General features: G+C 70.1%; 16 protein-coding genes. 12 read left to right on the forward strand and 4 right to left on the reverse strand.

The window, feature by feature from the left end:
- Positions 1-19 precede the first annotated feature (19 nt).
- Together KTR66_RS04125 and KTR66_RS04130 are read left to right on the forward strand one after the other, a co-directional pair.
- Entirely contained in the window at positions 20-499 is a 480-nt protein-coding gene (locus KTR66_RS04125) for an ureidoglycolate lyase (RefSeq protein ID WP_213610736.1), read from the forward strand.
- Positions 500-658: 159 nt separating this feature from the next.
- Entirely contained in the window at positions 659-2,725 is a 2,067-nt protein-coding gene (locus KTR66_RS04130; RefSeq protein ID WP_249731864.1) for a TonB-dependent receptor, read from the forward strand.
- On the opposite strand, the gene KTR66_RS04135 is transcribed toward KTR66_RS04130, so the two are convergent.
- Positions 2,722-3,582: a VacJ family lipoprotein gene (locus KTR66_RS04135; protein ID WP_213610740.1), complete on the reverse strand. Its 861-nt coding sequence runs from the start codon at positions 3,580-3,582 to the stop codon at positions 2,722-2,724. The genes KTR66_RS04130 and KTR66_RS04135 overlap by 4 nt on opposite strands.
- A 63-nt stretch (positions 3,583-3,645) precedes the next feature.
- On the opposite strand from KTR66_RS04135, the gene hpnI reads away from it, so the two are divergent.
- The 10 genes from hpnI to KTR66_RS04185 all read left to right on the forward strand — a co-directional run bounded on the left by hpnI (position 3,646) and on the right by KTR66_RS04185 (position 12,415).
- Positions 3,646-4,791: a bacteriohopanetetrol glucosamine biosynthesis glycosyltransferase HpnI gene (hpnI, locus tag KTR66_RS04140; protein WP_213610742.1), complete on the forward strand. Its 1,146-nt coding sequence runs from the start codon at positions 3,646-3,648 to the stop codon at positions 4,789-4,791.
- Positions 4,788-5,648 (forward strand): hopanoid biosynthesis-associated protein HpnK, encoded by an 861-nt coding sequence (gene hpnK, locus KTR66_RS04145; protein ID WP_213610744.1) that lies wholly within the window; start codon positions 4,788-4,790, stop codon positions 5,646-5,648. The genes hpnI and hpnK overlap by 4 nt, the downstream gene beginning before the upstream one ends.
- 30 nt (positions 5,649-5,678) lie before the next feature.
- A complete protein-coding gene (locus KTR66_RS04150) occupies positions 5,679-6,458 on the forward strand; it encodes an SDR family oxidoreductase (RefSeq protein WP_213610746.1) in 780 nt (259 codons plus the stop codon).
- A 56-nt stretch (positions 6,459-6,514) separates the two neighbouring features.
- Positions 6,515-6,916: a dihydroneopterin aldolase gene (gene folB, locus KTR66_RS04155; protein ID WP_213610748.1), complete on the forward strand. Its 402-nt coding sequence runs from the start codon at positions 6,515-6,517 to the stop codon at positions 6,914-6,916.
- 291 nt (positions 6,917-7,207) lie between these two features.
- A complete protein-coding gene (gene uvrC, locus KTR66_RS04160) occupies positions 7,208-9,091 on the forward strand; it encodes an excinuclease ABC subunit UvrC (RefSeq protein ID WP_213610750.1) in 1,884 nt (627 codons plus the stop codon).
- Positions 9,092-9,096: 5 nt separating this feature from the next.
- Positions 9,097-9,714 carry a CDP-diacylglycerol--glycerol-3-phosphate 3-phosphatidyltransferase gene (gene pgsA, locus KTR66_RS04165; RefSeq protein ID WP_213610752.1) on the forward strand — a complete coding sequence of 206 codons (618 nt, stop codon included), beginning with the start codon at positions 9,097-9,099 and terminating at the stop codon, positions 9,712-9,714.
- A 61-nt stretch (positions 9,715-9,775) separates the two neighbouring features.
- Positions 9,776-10,402, forward strand: coding sequence for a hypothetical protein (locus tag KTR66_RS04170; RefSeq protein WP_213610754.1), 627 nt, complete (start codon positions 9,776-9,778; stop codon positions 10,400-10,402).
- A 3-nt stretch (positions 10,403-10,405) separates the two neighbouring features.
- A complete protein-coding gene (gene moaD, locus KTR66_RS04175; protein WP_213610762.1) occupies positions 10,406-10,657 on the forward strand; it encodes a molybdopterin converting factor subunit 1 in 252 nt (83 codons plus the stop codon).
- A gap of 16 nt (positions 10,658-10,673) precedes the next feature.
- The gene (locus KTR66_RS04180; protein ID WP_213610765.1) at positions 10,674-11,117 is read left to right on the forward strand and encodes a molybdenum cofactor biosynthesis protein MoaE; all 444 of its coding nucleotides are present in this window, start codon (positions 10,674-10,676) and stop codon (positions 11,115-11,117) included.
- Positions 11,114-12,415, forward strand: a complete 1,302-nt coding sequence (locus KTR66_RS04185) for a hypothetical protein (protein ID WP_371819019.1) — start codon at positions 11,114-11,116, stop codon at positions 12,413-12,415. Before KTR66_RS04180 ends, KTR66_RS04185 begins: the two co-directional genes overlap by 4 nt.
- 4 nt (positions 12,416-12,419) lie before the next feature.
- Here KTR66_RS04185 and KTR66_RS04190 read toward each other — a convergent pair whose 3' ends face one another.
- From KTR66_RS04190 to KTR66_RS04200, 3 genes are all read right to left on the reverse strand, one after another.
- Positions 12,420-13,871, reverse strand: a complete 1,452-nt coding sequence (locus KTR66_RS04190) for a TolC family protein (protein WP_213610768.1) — start codon at positions 13,869-13,871, stop codon at positions 12,420-12,422.
- Positions 13,868-17,029 carry an efflux RND transporter permease subunit gene (locus tag KTR66_RS04195; RefSeq protein WP_213610769.1) on the reverse strand — a complete coding sequence of 1,054 codons (3,162 nt, stop codon included), beginning with the start codon at positions 17,027-17,029 and terminating at the stop codon, positions 13,868-13,870. The genes KTR66_RS04190 and KTR66_RS04195 overlap by 4 nt, the downstream gene beginning before the upstream one ends.
- 84 nt (positions 17,030-17,113) lie before the next feature.
- Complete coding sequence (locus KTR66_RS04200; RefSeq protein ID WP_213610770.1) at positions 17,114-18,400, reverse strand: efflux RND transporter periplasmic adaptor subunit; 1,287 nt, start codon at positions 18,398-18,400, stop codon at positions 17,114-17,116.
- Positions 18,401-18,491 lie beyond the last annotated feature (91 nt).

Genomic DNA, 18,491 nt, shown 5'->3' on the forward strand with positions numbered 1-18,491 from the left:
GCTTGAGAAGGAGAGAGCGATGACCCGCATCCTGCGCGCCATGCCCCGGATGGCGACCCCCGAAAGCATCGCGCCCTTCGGCACGCTGATCGAACCGACGGAGGACGGGCACCCCTTCGGCGCCGAAGATGCCGAGCTGGACCTGACGCAGGGAACGCCGCGCCTCTACATCATGCGGCTGCGGCAGCGCCCGCTGCTGATCCGCGGCATCACGCGGCATGCGCGCGTCACGCAATGCCTCGCCAGCATGAAGGGCGAGGAGTGGTTCATCGGCCTCGCCGAACCGGGCGACGCGCCAATGCCGGAGGAGATCCGCGTCTTCCGCATCGGCGGTGACGTGGCGTTGGCACTTCATGCCGGCACCTGGCACGCGGGCCCCTTCTTCACCGCGCCGAGCGTGGATTTCCTCAACCTCGAACTCACCGACACGAATGAGACGGATCACGAGACGACGCGGCTCGATCAGCTGCACGAGACCGTGATCGAGATCCTCGCGTGAGCTGCGCCCGGGGCTGCGGCCCCGGGGCTTGCAGAACCACGCATTGTCCGAAGTTGCGCAAGTGCGCCACTTCCGCTTCTCTATCGCAAGCTGTTGATTTCACACGTTTTTGTGAAGACATCTACAGCTTTACCGATGAAGAGGTGAAGAGTGGTGCAGATGTTGGTGGTGTTCCTCCTGCTCCTCCTGCCGGGCGCGGCCTGGGCGGTGGAGGCGGAGATCGAGGATGTCGTCGTCAATTCCGCGCGGCACGTGACGGCGCGGGAGAGCATCCCCGCCAGCACCGGCGCCAGCACCACCACCATGGACCGCGAGACGATCGAGCGCATGCCGCAGGGCAATGCGGCCTCGCTCAACCAGATCCTGCTCCAGGCGCCGGGCGTGGTGCAGGAGGCGCAGGGCGACCTGCATGTGCGCGGCGACCACCGCAACCTGCAATACCGCATCAATGGCGTGACCCTGCCGGAAGCCATCAGCGGCTTCGGCCAGATGTTCGATGCGCGCGCGCTGCGCTCCGTCTCGCTGCTCACGGGCGCGCTGCCGGCGCAGTTCGGCTATCGCACGGCGGGCATCGTGGAGTTGACCTTGCGCTCGGGCATCACCGATCCGGGCGGAAGCATCGGCGCCTATGGCGGCAGCTTCGGCACATTCCAGCCGGCGCTGGCCTATGGTTCCTCCATCGGGCCCTTCGAGTATTTCCTGACGGGCAACTATCTGCAGAGCCAGCGCGGCTTCGAGAACCCGACGGCGGCGCGGGACTCCATCAACAACGACACGCAGCAGATCCGCGGCATCGCGAATTTCGGCTATCAGCTGGACGACTTCACGCGGATCAGCGTGATCGGCGCCACCAACCAGTCGCGCTATCAGATCCCGACCGTGCCGGGGCAGGTGCCGCAATTCTCGGCCTTCGGGCAGGACCTCTACGAGAGTGCCGCGCTGCGCGCGCGGCAATGGCAGCGCTCGAGCTTCGGCGTGGTGGCGGTGCAGCATGCGCGCGACACCTGGGACCTGCAGGTCGCGGGCTTCCTCAGGCAGACCTCCATCAACTACCTGCCGGACGTGCTGGGCGAGATGATCTTCAACGGCGCGGCGGCCGAGACGCGCAAGCGCAACACCTCGATGGGCCTGCAGGTGGACGGCGTCTGGCGCGTGGCGGCGAACCACACCATCCGCATGGGGCTCTATGCCTCGCGCGACGTGACGCAGAATGTGAACAACTCGACCGTGCTGCCGCTCGGCGCGGATGGCGTGGCGCTGGATCAGCCCTTCACCATCCAGGAACGCGGCCGCATCAACGGCCAACTCTATGGCATCTACGCGCAGGATGAATGGCGCCTCGCCGAGGGGCTGACCCTCAACTTCGGCGCGCGCTTCGACGTGATGCGCCAGCAGGTGGAAGCGAGCCAGCTGAGCCCGCGCGCCAACCTGGTCTGGCAGGCGAGCCCCGAGACCACGCTCTCCATCGGCTATGCGCGCTACTTCACGCCGCCGCCCTCCGAGCTGCTGACCGCACCCGCGCTCGCGCTCTACGCCAATACGACGCTGGCGCCGGAGGTGCCGATCGCCTCAGCGCCGCGGCCGGAGCGCGCCAACTACTACAACGTCGCGATCCGCCAGCGGCTGGCGCCCAACTGGCAGGTGGGTGCCGATGCCTTCTACCGCGACGTGCAGGACATGCAGGATCTCGGCCAGTTCGGCAGCGCCTATATCTTCTCGCCCTACAACTACCGCCAGGGCCGGGTCTATGGCGTGGAGCTGACGACGAGCTACCGCGAGGGGCCGTGGCTGGCCTATGCGAACCTGACGCTGTCGCGCTCCGTGGGTCGTGGCCTCGTCTCCAACCAGTATTTCTGGAGTGCGGCCGAGCTCGCGCAGGTCGAGAGCAAGTTCGTGCGGACGGATCATGACCAGCTCGTCACCGGCTCGGCCGGTGTGAGCTGGCGCGGCTGGGAGGGAGGCACGCTCTCGGGCACGCTGGTCTATGGCAGCGGCATGCGGCGCGGCTTCGCGAACAGCGAGTCGGTAACGCCCTATGCCACGGTGAACCTGGGCCTCGCGCAGCAGTTCACGACGCCCGAGGGTGGTGTGTGGACCGCGCGGGTGGACCTGGTGAACCTGGCCGACCGCTCCTACCAGCTGCGGGATGGAACGGGCATCGGCGTGGGCGCGCCGCAATACGGCATGCGGCGGGCGATCTTCGCGGGTTTGAGCCGGGCGCTTTAGGGACGAGCCCCCTCCGGCACGCCGCGCGCCGGGGTTGGGCCGGTGGTCGCGGCGGCGGGCGGCGCCACGGCGGTGATGGAGTGCTGCACGCGGGCCGCGGGTGCCGCGGCGGGCGCGGGATCGGCGGGCGCGCCACCTGGGTCATCCAGGGTGGAGAGCCCCTCGCCCTCCACGTTGCTGCGGCCGAGTTCGGCATTGCGGCGCTGGCGCACAACGCTGCGCAGGCGGGCGTAGTAGTCCAGGCTCTCGCTGCGCAGGGCGTCCAGCGTCTCGATATTCTCGGCACGAAGGTCGAGGCCGCCCAGCGCGCCACGCCCCACGCCCAGCATCTGCGAGAGCATGGCCGAGGTGGTGGCGCCGGTGACGAGGCCGACGGGGCTCGCCAGCGCGTCCACGCCATCGCCCACCGCGTCGCGCACCGTGGTCGGGCCAAAGATGGGGAGCATCAGGAAGGGGCCGTCGGGCACGCCCCAGGCATGCAGGGTCTGGCCGAAATCGCCCGTGCGCCGCTCGATGCCCGAGGCGGTGGCCACGTCGAAGAGACCGAGCCCGCCCGCCGTCGAGTTGATGTAGAAGCGCATCAGCGTGTGGCCGGCATCCAGCATGCGGCCCTGCAGCAGGTTATTCGCCAGCACCACCGGCTCGTTCAGGTTGCGCAGGAAGTTGCGCAGCGCGGTGCGCATGGGCGCGGGCACATTGTCACGATAGGCCTCGGCCGCCGGGCGGATGATGTTCTCATCGAGCGAGGTGTTGAATTCCAGCACGGCGCGGTTCGACGCCTCGAAGGGGTCGGCGGGGTCGCTGCCGGGAGGGCCTTGGGTGGCGCAGCCGGCCAGGAGGGCCAGGGAAAGGCCCAAGGGAAGTATCCGCTTCACCACCCTACTCTACCCGCCCTGGGATGGCCGCGCGATAGTGCGCGCGTGACGTTCTATTTCGCCCTCCTGCTTCTTCTGGTCGCGCTGGCGGGCGCGGCGCAGGCCCTGCTGGCGCGCCGTGCGCTGCGGCGGCTGGCGGCCACGCCGGCCCCGACCGCCCCTGCCCTGCCCGCCAGCCTGCTGAAGCCGCTGCACGGCAACGAGCCCGGGCTGGACGCGAACCTCGCAGCCTGCCTGGCGCAGCGCCATGCGGCGCCCTACGAGGTGCTCTTCGGCGCGGCCGACCCGGCCGATGCGGCGCTGCCCGTGGCGGCGGCGGCGATGGCGGTAAGCGACACCCCGGCACGGATCATCAGCGGGGGTGCCGTGCTGGGGACGAACCGCAAGGTCTCGCAGCTCGTCCATCTCGCGGCCGGGGCGCAGCATCCGGCGCTGGTGGTGAGCGATGCCGACATGCGCTGCCCGCCGCATTGGCTGACGGCGGTGACGGCGCCGCTGGCGGAACCTGGCGTCGGTCTCGTCACCTGCCTCTATCGCGGCGAACCGGCCGACGCCTCGGCCTGGTCTCGCCTCGCCGCGCTCGGCATTGACTGGCACTTCCTGCCCAATGCGGCCCTCGGCGAGGCGATGGGCCAGGCGAATGGCTGCTATGGCGCGACCATGGCGCTCTCGCGCCCGACGCTGGGGCGGATCGGCGGCTTTGAGCCGCTGCTGCCGCTCCTGGCCGATGACCATGCGCTGGGGGCGGCGGTGCGGGCGCTGGGGCTGAAGGTGGTGGTTTCCCCGGTGATCCCGGCTCACGTCATGTCCGAGAAAAATCTGACATCTCTCTGGAATCACGAAATTCGTTGGGCGCGCACCGTGCGGCTTCTCAACCCCGCCGGCTATGCCGGGCTGGCGCTGACGCACCCCCTGGCCTGGGCGCTCCTCGCGTTGGCGATCGCGCCCGGCGCGCTCACGCTGGTGGGGCTGGGCGCGGTACTGGCGGCGCGGCTCGCTTTGGCCCAAGGCGTGGATGCGGCGCTTGCCGTGCCGGGCGGCTGGCGCCGCTGGGCCTGGCTGCCAGCGCGAGACCTGCTTTCCGCCGCTGTCTGGGTCGCGGGGCTGCGGCGCGGCGGCGTCGTCTGGGGGGCGGAGCGCTACCGGCTTGGCGCGGATGGCCGGATGGTGGAAACGGGCCGCGAGCCATGAAACGCCTCATCCTCACCGCCGACGATCTGGGCCTGGCCCCCGAGACCAACGCCGCGATCGAGCGCGCCCATCGCGAGGGCGTGCTGACGGCCGCGAGCCTGATGGTGGGCGAGGCCGGCTTCGAGGAGGGTGTGCGCGTCGCCCGCGCCAATCCGGGCCTGGCCGTGGGCCTGCACCTGACACTCACCGATGGCGTGCCGGTGCTGCCCGCCGCGCAGATCCCGGCGCTGACGCAGAAGAATGGCCGCTTCCGGGACGACATGGCGGCGTTGGGCCTGCTGCTGGCGCTCTCGCCCGCCGCCAAGGCGGAACTGGCGGCCGAGGTGGCGGCGCAGGTCGAACGCTTCACGGCCACCGGCCTCACTTGCGACCATGTGAACGCGCACAAGCATTACCACCTGCACCCGCTGATCGCGGCGGCGCTCATGCAGGCGGCCGCCGGCGCCGGGGTGCGCTGCATCCGCCTGCCCTGGGAGCCGGGCGCCCTGGTGCGCGCGGTGGACCCCGCGAGCCCACGCCCGGCCGAATGGGCGCTCAAGCCCTGGTGCGGCACGCTGCGCCGGCGCGCGCTGAATTGGAACCTGGTCGCGCCGGACCGGGTGGTGGGCCTCGCCTGGTCCGGGCATTTCACGGCGGCGCGGCTGACGGCCGTGCTGCCGCGCCTGCCCGGCGGCGTGACCGAGCTCTACTTTCACCCCGCTCTGGCCGGCGGGTTCCCGGGCTGCGCCGCCGGCTACGACTACGCGGGCGAGCTGGCGGCGCTGTGCGATCCTGCAGTGGCAGAGGCCGTGGCAGGGATCGAGCGCGGGGGCTATGCGGCCATGCTCTTGCCGAAACCGGCCGGGGCCCTCAGTTGAGGGGCGCTTCTTCCCCGCACGAGGTCTCCCTTGCTTCCGATCCGCCAGGACATCCCCCGCCGCGCCCTGGTCACGGGCGGCGCGAAGCGGCTCGGCCGCGCCATCTCCCTGGCGCTGGCCGATGCGGGCTTCGATGTGGCGATCCACTACAACAGCTCGGACGCTGAGGCCGAGGCGCTGGCGGCCGAGATCCGCGCGCGCGGCCGGGCCGCGACCACGGTGAGGGCGGACCTGATGCGCGAGGCGGAGGTGGCAACCCTGCTGCCCCGCGCGACCGCGGCGCTCGGCCAGATCGGCGTGCTGGTTAACAATGCCAGCACATTCGAGCGTGACGAATGGAACGACGCGACGCGGGACAGCTGGGACCAGCACATCGAGCCCAATCTGCGCGCCCCCTTCCGGCTCATGCAGGATTTCGCCAAGGCGCTGCCCGCCCCGCAGCATGGCGTGGTGCTCAACATGCTGGACCAGCGCGTGATGTCGCTGACGCCGCATTTCGTGAGCTACACGGTGAGCAAGGCCGGGCTCTGGGCGCTGACGCAGCAGATGGCCCTCGCGCTCGCGCCGCGCATCCGGGTGGTCGGCATCGGCCCCGGGCCGGCCATGCCGAGCCCGCGCCAGAGCCAGGCGCAGTTCGACCGGCAATGCGCCTCGGTGCCGCTGGCACGCGGCACCTCGCCCGAGGAGATCGCCGCCGCCGCCATGGCGCTGCTCAGCCTCTCCTCCGTCACCGGGCAGGTGATCCACCTGGATGGCGGGCAGCACCTGCAATGGTCCCCCGCCGGCCCGGGAAGCGCGCCGGAGGAATAGGCGCGGGGCGCCCTTGGTGCTACGTCGCGCCCTCGACCAACTGGATACTGCCCTGCATGACCGCCGCCCCGCCCCGCATCCGCAAGGTCTTCGTCCGCGGGCTGGAATTGCAGGCCCGCCTCGGGGTCTTCGCGCATGAGAAGGTCGGCCCGCAGCGCATCCGCATGCATATCGAGCTCGATGTGGTGGATGAGAGTGCGGCCATCGGCATCGGGCCCGACAATCTGGAGCGGGTGGTGGATTACGGCCACCTGGTCCATGCCGCCCGGGCCGCCGTGGCGGAGGGTCACGTGCTGCTGGTGGAGACCCTCGCCGAGACCGTGGCCGAGATCGCGCTGCGGGATTGTCGGGTCCTGCACGCCCGTGTCTCGATCGAGAAACCGGATGCTTTCGCCGATGCGGAAAGTGTCGGTGTGACCGTAGAGCGAGAACGCGCGCAAATGGGCGTCAAGTCTTGACGGCGGTTTTGGCGAAGAATCATCCACCGCCGAAACTGACCCCGCGCGCCGCACTGAATTTGCAATACTTTCTTCATAAAGCCAAAACATGCCAGTCGGGCATTCTCCAGGGAATCCTGTGATTTCAATACCTTAGATTGATGCCCAATCTTCGGGCAAAGTGACCTAACCCAAGGAGCAAGGCCGTTCTCGCTGGCCTCTGCCCAACGTCACCCACAGAGTTATCCACAGGATCGGGGGATTGTTCATCATGGCTTGAGCCCCCCGCTCCGGCCCGGTAAGCGCAAACCCATGGAATCCGCCGATTCACCCGAGGGGGTGCAACAGAGCGGCCTCGCCGTGCTCGAGGCGGCGCTGCCCAACCTGCCGCTCTCGCCCGGCGTCTATCGCATGCTCGATGCGAAGGGCGACGTGCTCTACGTCGGCAAGGCGCGGGCGATCCGCAAGCGAGTGACCAGCTATACGCAGGTCTCGCGCCTGCCCGAGCGGCTCAGGCGCATGGTCCATGAGACCCGCCGCGTCGAGGTCATCACCACCGCTTCGGAGGCCGAGGCGCTGCTTCTGGAGGCCAACCTCATCAAGCGGCTCAGGCCGCGCTACAATATCGTCCTCCGCGACGACAAATCCTACCCCTGGCTGATGGTCACGGATGACCACCCCTTCCCGCAGATCGCCAAGCATCGCGGCGAGCGGCGGAAGGGCGCCAGCTACTATGGCCCCTTCGCCAGCGTCTGGGCCGTGAACCAGACCATCACGGCGCTGCAGCGCGTGTTCCTGCTCCGCACCTGCCGCGACACGGTCTTCGACACGCGCGACCGCCCCTGCCTGCTGCACCAGATCAAGCGCTGCGCGGCCCCCTGCGTCGAGCGCATCGATGCCGCCGACTACGGCGCGCTGGTGGCCGAGGCAAAGCAGTTCCTGGAGGGCGAGACGCCCAGCATCCAGAAGCGGCTGGCCGCCGAAATGGAGGCCGCCGCCGAACGCCTGGAATTCGAGCGCGCGGCCTCCCTGCGGGATCGCATCCGCGGCCTGACCCATGTGCAGGGCAGCAGCCGCATCAATCTCGATGGCATGGGCGATGCCGATGTGGTGGCGCTGCATATGGCGGCCGGCCAGTCCTGCGTGCAGGTCTTCTTCTTCCGCGGCGGGCGCAACAACGGCAACCGCCCCTATTTCCTGACGCATTCCAAGAGCGACATCACGCCGGAGGAGGTGCTCGGCAGCTTCCTCGGCCAGCTTTATGACGACCTGCCGCCGCCGCCGCTCGTGCTGCTGAGCCACGAGGTGCCCGACGCGCCGCTGATCGCGGAAGCCCTGGCCATCAAGGCGAACCGGAAGGTCGAGCTGCATCGCCCCCAGCGCGGCGAGAAGCGCGACGTGGTGCTGCACGCCGAGACCAATGCGCGGGAAGCCCTGGAGCGTCGCCTCGCGGAATCCACGGCGCAGGGCCAGTTGCTCGAGGGGGTGCAGCGCCTCTTCGACCTCGCCGAGCGGCCGGAGCGCATCGAGGTCTATGACAACAGCCATATCATGGGCACCAACGCCTATGGCGCGATGATCGTGGGCGGCCCCTCGGGCTTCATGAAATCCGCCTACCGCAAATTCAGCATCAAGGAAGCGAAGCCCGGGGACGACTTCGCCATGATGCGCGAGGTGCTGGAACGCCGCTTCGGCCGCGCCCTCAAGGAGGACCCGGCGCGCACGGAAGACGGCTGGCCCGACCTTGTCGTCATCGATGGCGGCCAGGGGCAGCTCTCGGCCGCGACGGCCGTCATGGCAGAGCTGGGCCTGGAGGACATCCCGCTCGTCGCCATCGCCAAGGGCGTGGACCGGGACGCCGGCCGCGAATGGTTCCACATGGCCGGGCGCGAGCCCTTCCAGCTGCCGCCGCGCGACCCCGTCCTCTACTACCTGCAGCGCCTGCGGGACGAGGCGCACCGCTTCGTCATCGGCACGCATCGCGCGGGCCGCGCCAAGTCGCTGACCAAATCCGAGTTGGATGACGTGCCCGGCGTCGGCCCCAAGGTGAAGCGGGAGCTCCTGAACCATTTCGGCTCGGCCCGCGGGGTGCGCCAGGCGAGCGAGGCCGATCTCGGCAATTGCCCCGGCGTCGGCCCATCCCTGGCACGCCGCATATATCAGCATTTCCACCTTGGCGCTGGCCAAGCTACATAGACGCCGTGCCGACCGACCTGCCCAATCTCCTCACCCTCTCGCGGATCCTGGCGATTCCGCTGCTGGTGGTGTTCGTCGCGATTCGCGCCCCCTGGGCCGACATGGCGGCCTGCGCGCTCTTCTCGGCGGCCGCCATCACCGACTATTTCGATGGCAAGATCGCGCGCGACCGCAAGATCGTCTCCGATTTCGGCCGCATGCTGGACCCGATCGCCGACAAGCTGCTGGTGGGTGCCGCGCTCATGCTGCTGGCCGGCTTCGAGCGGCTGCCCAACTGGGCGCTGCTGCCCGCCATCGTCATCATGCTGCGCGAGATCCTGGTCTCGGGCCTGCGGGAATACCTGGCCGGCATCAATTATGGCCTGCCGGTCACAGCGCTGGCCAAGTGGAAGACCGGCTTCCAGATGGGCGCGCTCGGCACGCTGCTGGCCGGCGACAGCGGGGCCACCGTCATCGGCCTCGGCTTCCTGCCGGTCTCGCTGATCGGTGAACTCATGCTCTGGACCGCAGCCGCGCTCACGCTCGTCACCGGTTGGGATTACCTGGCAGCCGGGCTGCGCCATGCGGCGCGCGAGACACCGCCTCACACTTCGTCACCCGCGAACCCGATGAAGCGGCCTTGAGATCGAATCCCGCACGACGCATCTTGCACCGCAAGATGACCTTCTCCTCCAGGAGTCACGTATGCAGTTGAAGCTCTCGGCGTTCAGGGCGGCGGCCCTGCTGACCGCCACCGTCGCGGTTGCGGGCTGCACCAGCGTCGAGTCGGGCATTGCCAGCGTGCAGAACAGCCTCACCGGCACCTATACCCGGTTCGGGCCGCAATGGGGCGGCATGCGCCCGGCCATGCCGACCGAGAGCCTGACCGTGCAGCGCATCCGCGGCGCCGCCGATCCGCTGGAGCCGCTGCGCCCGGAACCGGGCGATGTCTGGCCGGTGGAGGAAGGGCCGCGCGCCACGCTCGCCAATCCGGAGGAAGCGCTCCGCGGTGTCCGCACCTCGGATGCACCGCCGCCCCGCAGCCGTGGCAGCAGCAGCGCCTTCGAGAACGCCCCCGGCGCGGCCCCGCCGGTGATGTCCCCCATCTTCGAGGCGCCGACACCGCCGCCGCGCGCCAACCGCACGGATGGCGCGACCGCCCCAGGCCAGGTGTTCCAGGCGCCCCGTGGGCCGGTGGTGGGCACCGGCGGCGCGGGCAATGTGCAATCCACCGTCTCGCCCCAGGGCTCGGGCCTCGCCATCCGCGATGGCGCGACCACCACGCTGTTCGGCGCCGATGGCCGCGTGCAGCAGGTGCCGACGCCGCGCTGAGCCATGCAGATCCTCTATTTCGCCTGGGTGCGCGAGAAGATCGGCCGCGCGGGTGAGGAACTGGCCCTGCCCGCCGGCGTCACCGATGTGGGCGGCCTGATGCGCCATCTGGCCGGCCTCGGCCCCGGCCATGCCGCGGCCTTCGCCAACCCCTCGGCCATCCGCGCCGCGGTGAACCAGGATTTCGCGGCGCTGACCGATCCGGTCGCGGATGGCGACGAGGTCGCCTTCTTCCCGCCCGTGACCGGTGGCTGATGAGGGGCGGCTGAGCATGGCGCGCATCGCCGTCCAGGAAGCGGAGTTCGACGTAGCGGCCGAGACGGCGCGGCTGACGCAGGGCCGCACCGATATCGGCGCCGTCGCCAGCTTCACGGGCGTCTGCCGTGCCGATGACGGCCTGGCCGCCATGGTGCTGGAACACTATCCGGGCATGACCGAGCGCGCGCTGACCAAGATCGCGAACGAGGCCCAATCGCGTTGGCCGCTCACCGGCTGCACCGTCATCCATCGCGTGGGCCGCCTGGAACCGGGGGCCCCCATCGTCCTGGTGCTGACGGCCAGCGCCCATCGCCAGGCGGCGTTGGAAGCCTGCGCCTTCCTCATGGACTGGCTGAAGACCAAGGCGCCCTTCTGGAAGCGCGAGGAATTCACCCAAGGCCACGCCCGCTGGGTCGAGGCGCGCAGCGAGGACGACGCCGCCGCCAGCAAGTGGTGAGCGCTTTCGCCGCCGTGCTGGCCGGCGGCCTGCTGCTGATCTGGCCCGCCTTCCTCAACGGCTATCCGCTGCTGTTCAGCGACAGCGGGGCCTTCCTCGCGCAGACCGTCGTGCCGCTGATGATCTGGGACAAGCCCTGGATCTACGGCCCCTTCGCCTGGGCATTCCACCAGCATGTCTCGCTCTGGGGCAGCATCCTCGCACAGGGGATCATCGTCTCCCACCTGCTCTGGCTGCTGGCGCGCGTGCTGGGGCGGCCCGCGCCGGGCGCGCATCTTCTGCTCTGCGGGGGGCTCGCGCTGCTCACCACCCTGCCCTGGTCGGCCGCGCTGGTGATGCCGGACATCCTGGCCCCCGTCGCGGTGCTGGCCGCGATCCTGCTGGGCTGGGGTTGGGCCGCGCTCAACCCCGCCGAGCGGATCTGGCTGATCCTGCTCGGCAGTGTCGCGACCGCATCGCATCTCTCGCATCTGCCGGTCATGCTCGCGCTGCTGCTGCCGGCCCTGCTGATGCGCCTGCGCTGGGCGCGCTGCCTCGCCGTGCTGGCGCCGCTGCTGGGCGCGGTCCTGCTGCTGCTGGCCACCAACATCGCGGGCCATGGGCGGATTGCGCTCTCGCCCTATGGCAGCAGCTTCCTGCTGGCGCGCCTCATCGCCGATGGGCCGGCCGCGCGCACCATCGCCGCGCGCTGCCCGGAGGCGGGCTGGTATCTCTGCGATTTCGCGGGCCGCCTGCCGCAGGATGCAGATGCCTTCCTCTGGGCGCCCGACAGCCCGGTGAATCGCACGCCCGAAGGGACGCCGATCTTCCTGGGCGGGATGCTGCTGGCCCCCGAGGCCGGCGCCATCGTCGCCGAGACGCTGTGGCGCGAGCCGCTGACGGTGCTGCGGGCCGGGCTCGGCAATGGGTGGCGGCAGCTGCTCACGGCCGGCATCGGCGACACGCTGGGCAACCGGCATCTCGACGTCGCGGTCCGGCCCCGTCTCGTCCAGGGCTTCCCCCCGAGCGAGGTGGCTGGTTTCGACGCGGCCTTGCAGCAGGGGCCGGGTCTCGCGGAGGTCGGGCGCGCCTTCGCCTGGCTGCATCCGCTGGTGCTGCTGGCCAGCCTGCCGCTGCTCGCCTGGGGCTGGTGGCGGGGCGATGCGCGGCTGCGCGGGATTGTCCTGGCACTGATGGTGGCCGTGCTGGCGAATGCCTGGGTGACTGGCGGGCTATCCGGCGTGCATCCGCGCTACCAGGCACGCATCGCCTGGCTGATGCCGCTCGGCGCCTGGCTCGCCTGGCCGCGGCGGCGGTGACGGCTCAGAGCCGCGCGGCGATGCCGCTCACGCCGGTGGCGAATTCCAACTGCGCGAGCGCCGCCAGATAGGCGGCACGCGCATTGTTGGCGCCGACGCGCGTGGCATTCAGCGTGCGCAGCGCATCCAGCACATCGAGCAGCGAGCGCCCGCCGGCCAGATAGGCCTGCTCCGCGCTGCGATAGGCGAGTTCCGCCCGGTTCAGCGCGCCGCCCGTGTAAAGGCGGAGCAGCGCGCGGGATTGCTCATAGGCGGCCCAGGCGGTGGCGAAATCCGCGCGGCCTTGCAGGAGCGCCGCACGCGCCTGCGCCTCGAGCTGCCCCTGCTGCCCCTGCGCGGTGCCGATCTGCCCGGTCACGATCTGGTTGGTGAAGAGCGGCACGGAGAGGCTGAACGTGAACTGGTTGGTCGCGTTGAGCGGCTGCGAGGCGCTCGGCAGATCCTGCGAGAGGCGGGAGCGGCTCCAGCCGCCATTCAGCGTCACGTCGCGCCAGCGCTCGGCCTGGGCGAGGTTGGTGTTGGCCGCACCCGCCGTCGCGGCGCGGGCGGCGGCCACGACATCGGCGCGGTTCTGCACCGCCTCGGCCAGTTCGTCCCGCGTCACGCCCGGCGTCGGCATCGCGTCGAACCGCCCCCGGACATCGAGCGCGATGGGCGGCAGCGCGGCCGTGGTCGGGTTGCGCGCCGCCGGCGCGTTGAAGGCCGCCGCATCCATCGCCAGGACGACGGCCACCTGCGCCACGGCGGCCGCGTAGTTCTGCGCGGCGGCGGTCACATCCGCCTCGAAGGGCAGGCGGCTCGCCTGGAAGCGCAGCAGGTCGCCCTCCGGCAGCGCGCCATCCTGCAGCTGGCGGCGCAGCAGTGCCTCGGTGCGATCGAGGCTGCCGCGATTGGCGAGCGCGACCTCGAGGTTCGCGCGCGCGGCGAGTGCGGCGATGAAGGCCTGGCGCAGCTGGAAGAACTGCAGGCGCAGCGCATCCAGCACCTGCGCCTCGGCCACCGCGATGTTGTGTTCCGCGAGGCGTGTGCGCAGCGTGCGCTTGCCGCCCGTCTCGATCAGCACGGTGAGGCCGAGGGCGATGTTGTTCGCCGGGCTGATGAAGCGCGCCCCCTCGATGCGGTTGCCGTTCTGCGTGCTGTTGAACTCGGCGAAGGTGTTGCCGATGCTCACCTGCGGCGGCGGCATCGAGGAGGCGACGAGGCGCTGCGCGCGCACCGCATCCACGCCCCGCTGGGCCGCGATGACGGTGAGGTTGCGCTCCAGCAGCATGCGCTCGGCCTCGTCCAGCGAAAGCACGCGCGTGCCGGTGGGCAGCGGCAGCGGCACCATGCCGGGGCCCAGGGCCCGCGCGGGGCGCGCGGCGCTGGGCGCGGGGGAGGCGACGGGCGGCGGGCTTTGCGCCAGCGCGGGGCCGGCCAGCAGCAACGCCGCGAGGGAGGGAGCAAGCCGCCTCATGCCGGCAGCCCCGCGCGCTCGCGCCGCGCGGCCAGCGCCGCCTCCTGCCGCGCAAGGTCCTTGGGCCGGCCCAGCAGGTCGATCAGCGCCGGAAACACCACGAGGATGAAGACGGGCACGAGGCCGATGCCCCCCACGACGACGATGGCGAGCGGCTTGGTGACATCGGCGCCGATGCCCGTGGCGAGCGCCATGGGCAAGAGCCCGAAGAAGCTCGCGAAGCAGGTCATGAAGACCGGGCGCAGTCGGTCCTGGCCGGACTGGTCGAGGGCCGCGCGCCAGGGCATGCCCTCATGCCGCAGGTGGTTGAAGTGGGCCAGCAGGATGATCCCCTCCATCACGGTGATGCCGAACAGCGCCAGGAAGCCGATGGCGGCCGGAACCGAAAAGTTCAGCCCCGCCGCCCCGAGTGCGAGGATGCCACCAACCAGCGACATCGGCACCATGGCCATCACCAGCAGCATCTCCCGGATGTTGCCGAACTGCACATAGAGCAGGATCATGATGATGATCAGCGCCACGGGCACGATCATGAGCAGGCGCTTCACCGCCTCCTGCAGATTGCGGAACTCGCCCACCCAGTCCAGGCGGTAGCCCACGGGCAGTTGGACCTCGCGCGCCACCAGGGCCTGCGCCTCCAGCACCGCGCTCGCCGGATCACGGCCACGCACCGAGAAGCGGATGGGCACGTAGCGGCTGCCATCCTCGCGATAGACATAGGCCGTGCCGGAGACGAGCTGGATGTTCGCCACATCCGCCAGCACCGCGCCGCGCGGGCCGCCGACCGGGATGCGGCCGATCGTGTCGAGGCTGTTGCGGAAGGGTTCGGCGAGCCGCACCACGATCGGGAAGTTGCGATCGCCGCCCGGCTCGTAGAGGCGCCCCGCCTCCCGCCCGCCGATCGCGGCCTGGATCACGTCGTTGATCTCTTCCACGCGCAGGCCGAAGCGTGCGGCGCGGGCGCGATCAATGGTGACCGAGACGGTGGGCTGCCCCAGCGTGGGAAAGACCGCGATGTCCGTGAGGCCCCGCACCTGCGTCAGCACGCCGCGGATCTGCTCGGCGCGCGCCGTCAGCACGTCGAGCTCGGTGCCGAAGACCTTGATGGCATTGGCGCCCTTCACGCCCGAGGCCGCCTCCTGGACGTTGTCGCTGATCGCCTGGGCGAAGCTGAACTGCACGCCGAGGAAGCGCTCGGAGAGACGGGCATTGATGGCCGCTACAAGCCCGTCGCGGTTGCGCGCCGTCGTCCAGCGCTCGGGCGGCAGCAGCGGCATGAAGAATTCCGCGTTGAAGAAACCGGCCGGGTCGGTGCCGTCATCCGGCCTTCCCTGCTGCGAGGTGACGGTCAGCGCCTCGGGGAATTCCATGAGCGTGGCGCGGATGCCCTGCACCGTGGCGTGGCCTTCCTCCAGCGAGATGGTGCCCGGCATGGTGGCGCGGACCCAAAGATTGCCTTCCTCCAGCGTCGGCAGGAATTCGGCGCCGAGCAGCGAGAGCACGAAGATCGAGACCGCCACCAGCATGGCGGCGATGGTGAGCGCGAAGGCGCGCAGGCCCATCGCGGCATGGTAGAGCTTGGCGTAGGACCAGCGCAGCAGCCGCACCAGCGGCGTGTCGCGCTCCTGGCTGTTCTCGCTCAGCAGCACGGCGGAGAGCGCCGGGACGATGGTGAAGGCCGCGATGAGCGAGCCCGCGATGGCATAGGCGTAGGTCTTGGCCATGGGGCCGAAGATGCGACCTTCGATGCCGCCCATGGTGAAGAGTGGGATGAAGGCGACGATGACGATGAGCAGCGCGAAGAGGATGGGCTTGCCCACCTCGCTGCCCGCGCGAAGGATGATGAGCGAAATGCCCGAGAGCCCGCCCGAGGCCTGGCCCCCGGCATAGAGGTGCGGGTTGCGCCGCGCCATGGCGAGGTGTCGGTAGATGTTCTCCACCATGATGATGGTGGCGTCCACCAGGAGCCCGAAATCCAGCGCGCCGATGCTGAGGAGGTTGGCGCTCTCGCCGCGCGCCAGGATGACGAGGACGGCGAAGAAGAAGGCGAAGGGAATGGTGGCGGCGACGACGATCGCGCCCCTGAGATCGCCCAGGAAGAGCCACTGGATGACGAGGATGAGCACCACGCCCACGATGATGTTGTGCACCACCATGTGGGTGGCGAGCTTCACCAGGTCCTCGCGGTCATAGATGGGCACGATGCGCACGCCGGGCGGCAGGATGCCGCCGGCATTGATGCGGGCCACCTCCGCCTGCACGCCATGGATGGTGGGCAGCGTCTGCTCGCCGCGCCGCATCAGCACGGTGGCCAGCACCACATCCTCATCCTGCTCATGCCCCGCGATGCCAAGCCGCGGCAGCGCGCCGATCTCGATGGTGGCGACATCCGAGAGCAGCACGGGCGAGCCATCCGGCGAGGCGGTGAGGACGATGTTGCGGATATCGTCCAGGCTGCGGATCAGGCCGATGCCCTGCACCACCGCCGCCTGTGGGCCGATCTGGATGGTTCCCGCCCCCACAGTGGCGTTGCCGCTGCGCACCGCCTCGATCACGGCGGGCAATTGCAGCCCGAAGGCGTTGAGGCGCGGCAGGTCAATGGTGACGGAATAGGCCTTGCTGCGGCCGCCGAAGCTCGTCACGTCCACCACGCCGGGCACGCGCTTGAAGCGCCGCTCCAGCACCCATTCCTGCAGCACCTTCAGGTCATCGGGCGAGAAGCCGGGCGGGCCCACCACGCGGTAGCGCATGATCTCGCCGATCGGCGAGAGCGGGCTGATGGTGGGGTTCGCCCCGTCCGGCAGGTCGCGCAGCACGGCCAGGCGGTTCAGCACCTGCTGCAGCGCCTGCTCATAGGTGTAGGCGAAGGTGAACTGCACCCGCACATCGGAGAGGCCGAACAGGCTGGTGGAACGGATGGAATTGAGGTTGGGCAGGCCCGCCATCGCAAGCTCGACCGGGATCGAGACGTAGCGCTCGATCTCCTCCGCCGATTGCCCCGGGTTCTGCGTGATGATGACGACCTGCGGCGGCACCGGGTCCGGATAGGCCTCGATGTTCAGCTTGAGGAAGCCATAGGCGCCCACCGCCACGAAGGCGATGAAGAGCAGGATGACCAGCGCCCTCTGCTGGAGGGAAATGGCGACGATTTGGCGCATTCAATGCCTGCTCAGCTAGGCCGCGTGCGGGCGCGGCGGAAATTCAGGACATCACGGCCGCGGTTGGGCGCCGTGACCATGCGCTCAGTCGATCCGCGCCGCGCGGTCGATGAAGAGGGCGCCGCCGGTGACGAGACGGTCGCCGGCCTCCAGCCCTTCCTTCACCTGGATCATGTCGCCCGAGCGGATGCCGGGCGTGATGCGGCGCATGGTGAAGCGGCCTTCCGGCAGCGCCACCCAGACGAAGGCCTCCGAGCCGCGGAAGATCACAGCGCTGGCCGGCACGGCGGGTGAGCGCTCGGCCTCGCCCACCGTAATGCGGAAATTGGCGAACATCTCGGGGCGCAGGACGCCTTCCGGATCCTGCACCTCGGCCATCACCATCAGGCGGCGCGTGGCGGGATCGAGACCCGCCGCGGTGCGGACGATACGCGCGGGGAATTCGCGGCCCGGCAGCGCGCCGACCGTGACCTCCACCGCCTGGCCCACGCGGATCAGCGGCACGTCCAGCTCGCGCACATGGGCGACGAGCCACATGGTCGAGAGATCGGCGATGGTGAAGACCGGATCGCCCTGCCCGGCCGAGACCCATTGCCCGGGGCCCACGCGGCGCTGGGTGATGGTGCCGGCCAGCGGCGCCGTCACGGTGATCAGGCCGCTCACCTGCCGCGTGCGCTCGATCTCGGCGATCTGCTCGGGCGTGCGGCCGAGCACGCGCAGGCGGTCGCGCTGCGCCTCGGATTGCGCGACGGCGCTGCGCGCATCGGCCTCGGCGGCGCTGAGCGCAGCGCGGGCCTGCTCCACATCGCGCTGCGAGGCGGCGCGGGCGGAAAACAGCGATTGCTGACGCGCTTCCTCCCGCCGCGCCTGCTCCAGCGCCACGCGGGTCTTCTGCACATTGTCGAGGGCGGCGAGCCATTCATTGGCGGCCGCCGTGATTTCGGGCGTCTCCACCTCATAGAGCGGCTGGCCCACCTCCACGCGATCCCCCACCCGGGCGAAGGCGCGGATCACCCGGCCCGTGAAGGGCGAGAGCATGGGCGTGGAGCGATCATCATTATAGGCGATGCGGCCCTCGGCCATGCGCTCGGGCCGGAATTCGCGCATCTGCACCGGTTCGATGCGCAGGGCGCGCATCTCGTTCTCGTTCAGGCGGAACTCGCCGGCGGGCAGCCGCTCGGGTGCGGCGGCTTGCGAGGGCGGGGGCTCGGCCTGGTTCAGGTAGAACCAGGCGCCCGCACCCAGTGCCAGCGCCAGGCCGATCCAGGGCCACGGCCGGGCCCCCGCCTTTTCCTCGACCGGGGCTTCCGCCTGGACCTTGGTCTCGGCGTGGGTCTCGGCCTTGGGCCGTTCCTGGTGGATCACGTTCATGCGAGTTCAGGACTTTCCAACGCGAAAGTGAACGGGACAACGCAAGACATGAGCTGCCGGAACCTCGCGATATCCACGAAGATAAACGGAA

Origin of the sequence: Roseococcus sp. SDR, from assembly GCF_019083995.1 — a bacterium.
In the GTDB taxonomy this organism is placed as follows: domain Bacteria; phylum Pseudomonadota; class Alphaproteobacteria; order Acetobacterales; family Acetobacteraceae; genus Roseococcus.

Bases quoted from the DNA above. Each gene is read 5' to 3' on its own strand.
- KTR66_RS04195 (WP_213610769.1), bottom strand. From the start codon at position 17,029: ATGCGCCAAATCGTCGCCATTTCCCTCCAGCAGAGGGCGCTGGTCATC.
- KTR66_RS04190 (WP_213610768.1), bottom strand. From the start codon at position 13,871: ATGAGGCGGCTTGCTCCCTCCCTCGCGGCGTTGCTGCTGGCCGGCCCC.
- hpnK (WP_213610744.1), top strand. From the start codon at position 4,788: ATGAAACGCCTCATCCTCACCGCCGACGATCTGGGCCTGGCCCCCGAG.
- KTR66_RS04180 (WP_213610765.1), top strand. From the start codon at position 10,674: ATGGCGCGCATCGCCGTCCAGGAAGCGGAGTTCGACGTAGCGGCCGAG.
- uvrC (WP_213610750.1), top strand. From the start codon at position 7,208: ATGGAATCCGCCGATTCACCCGAGGGGGTGCAACAGAGCGGCCTCGCC.
- moaD (WP_213610762.1), top strand. From the start codon at position 10,406: ATGCAGATCCTCTATTTCGCCTGGGTGCGCGAGAAGATCGGCCGCGCG.
- KTR66_RS04125 (WP_213610736.1), top strand. From the start codon at position 20: ATGACCCGCATCCTGCGCGCCATGCCCCGGATGGCGACCCCCGAAAGC.
- KTR66_RS04130 (WP_249731864.1), top strand. From the start codon at position 659: ATGTTGGTGGTGTTCCTCCTGCTCCTCCTGCCGGGCGCGGCCTGGGCG.
- folB (WP_213610748.1), top strand. From the start codon at position 6,515: ATGACCGCCGCCCCGCCCCGCATCCGCAAGGTCTTCGTCCGCGGGCTG.
- KTR66_RS04170 (WP_213610754.1), top strand. From the start codon at position 9,776: ATGCAGTTGAAGCTCTCGGCGTTCAGGGCGGCGGCCCTGCTGACCGCC.
- KTR66_RS04200 (WP_213610770.1), bottom strand. From the start codon at position 18,400: ATGAACGTGATCCACCAGGAACGGCCCAAGGCCGAGACCCACGCCGAG.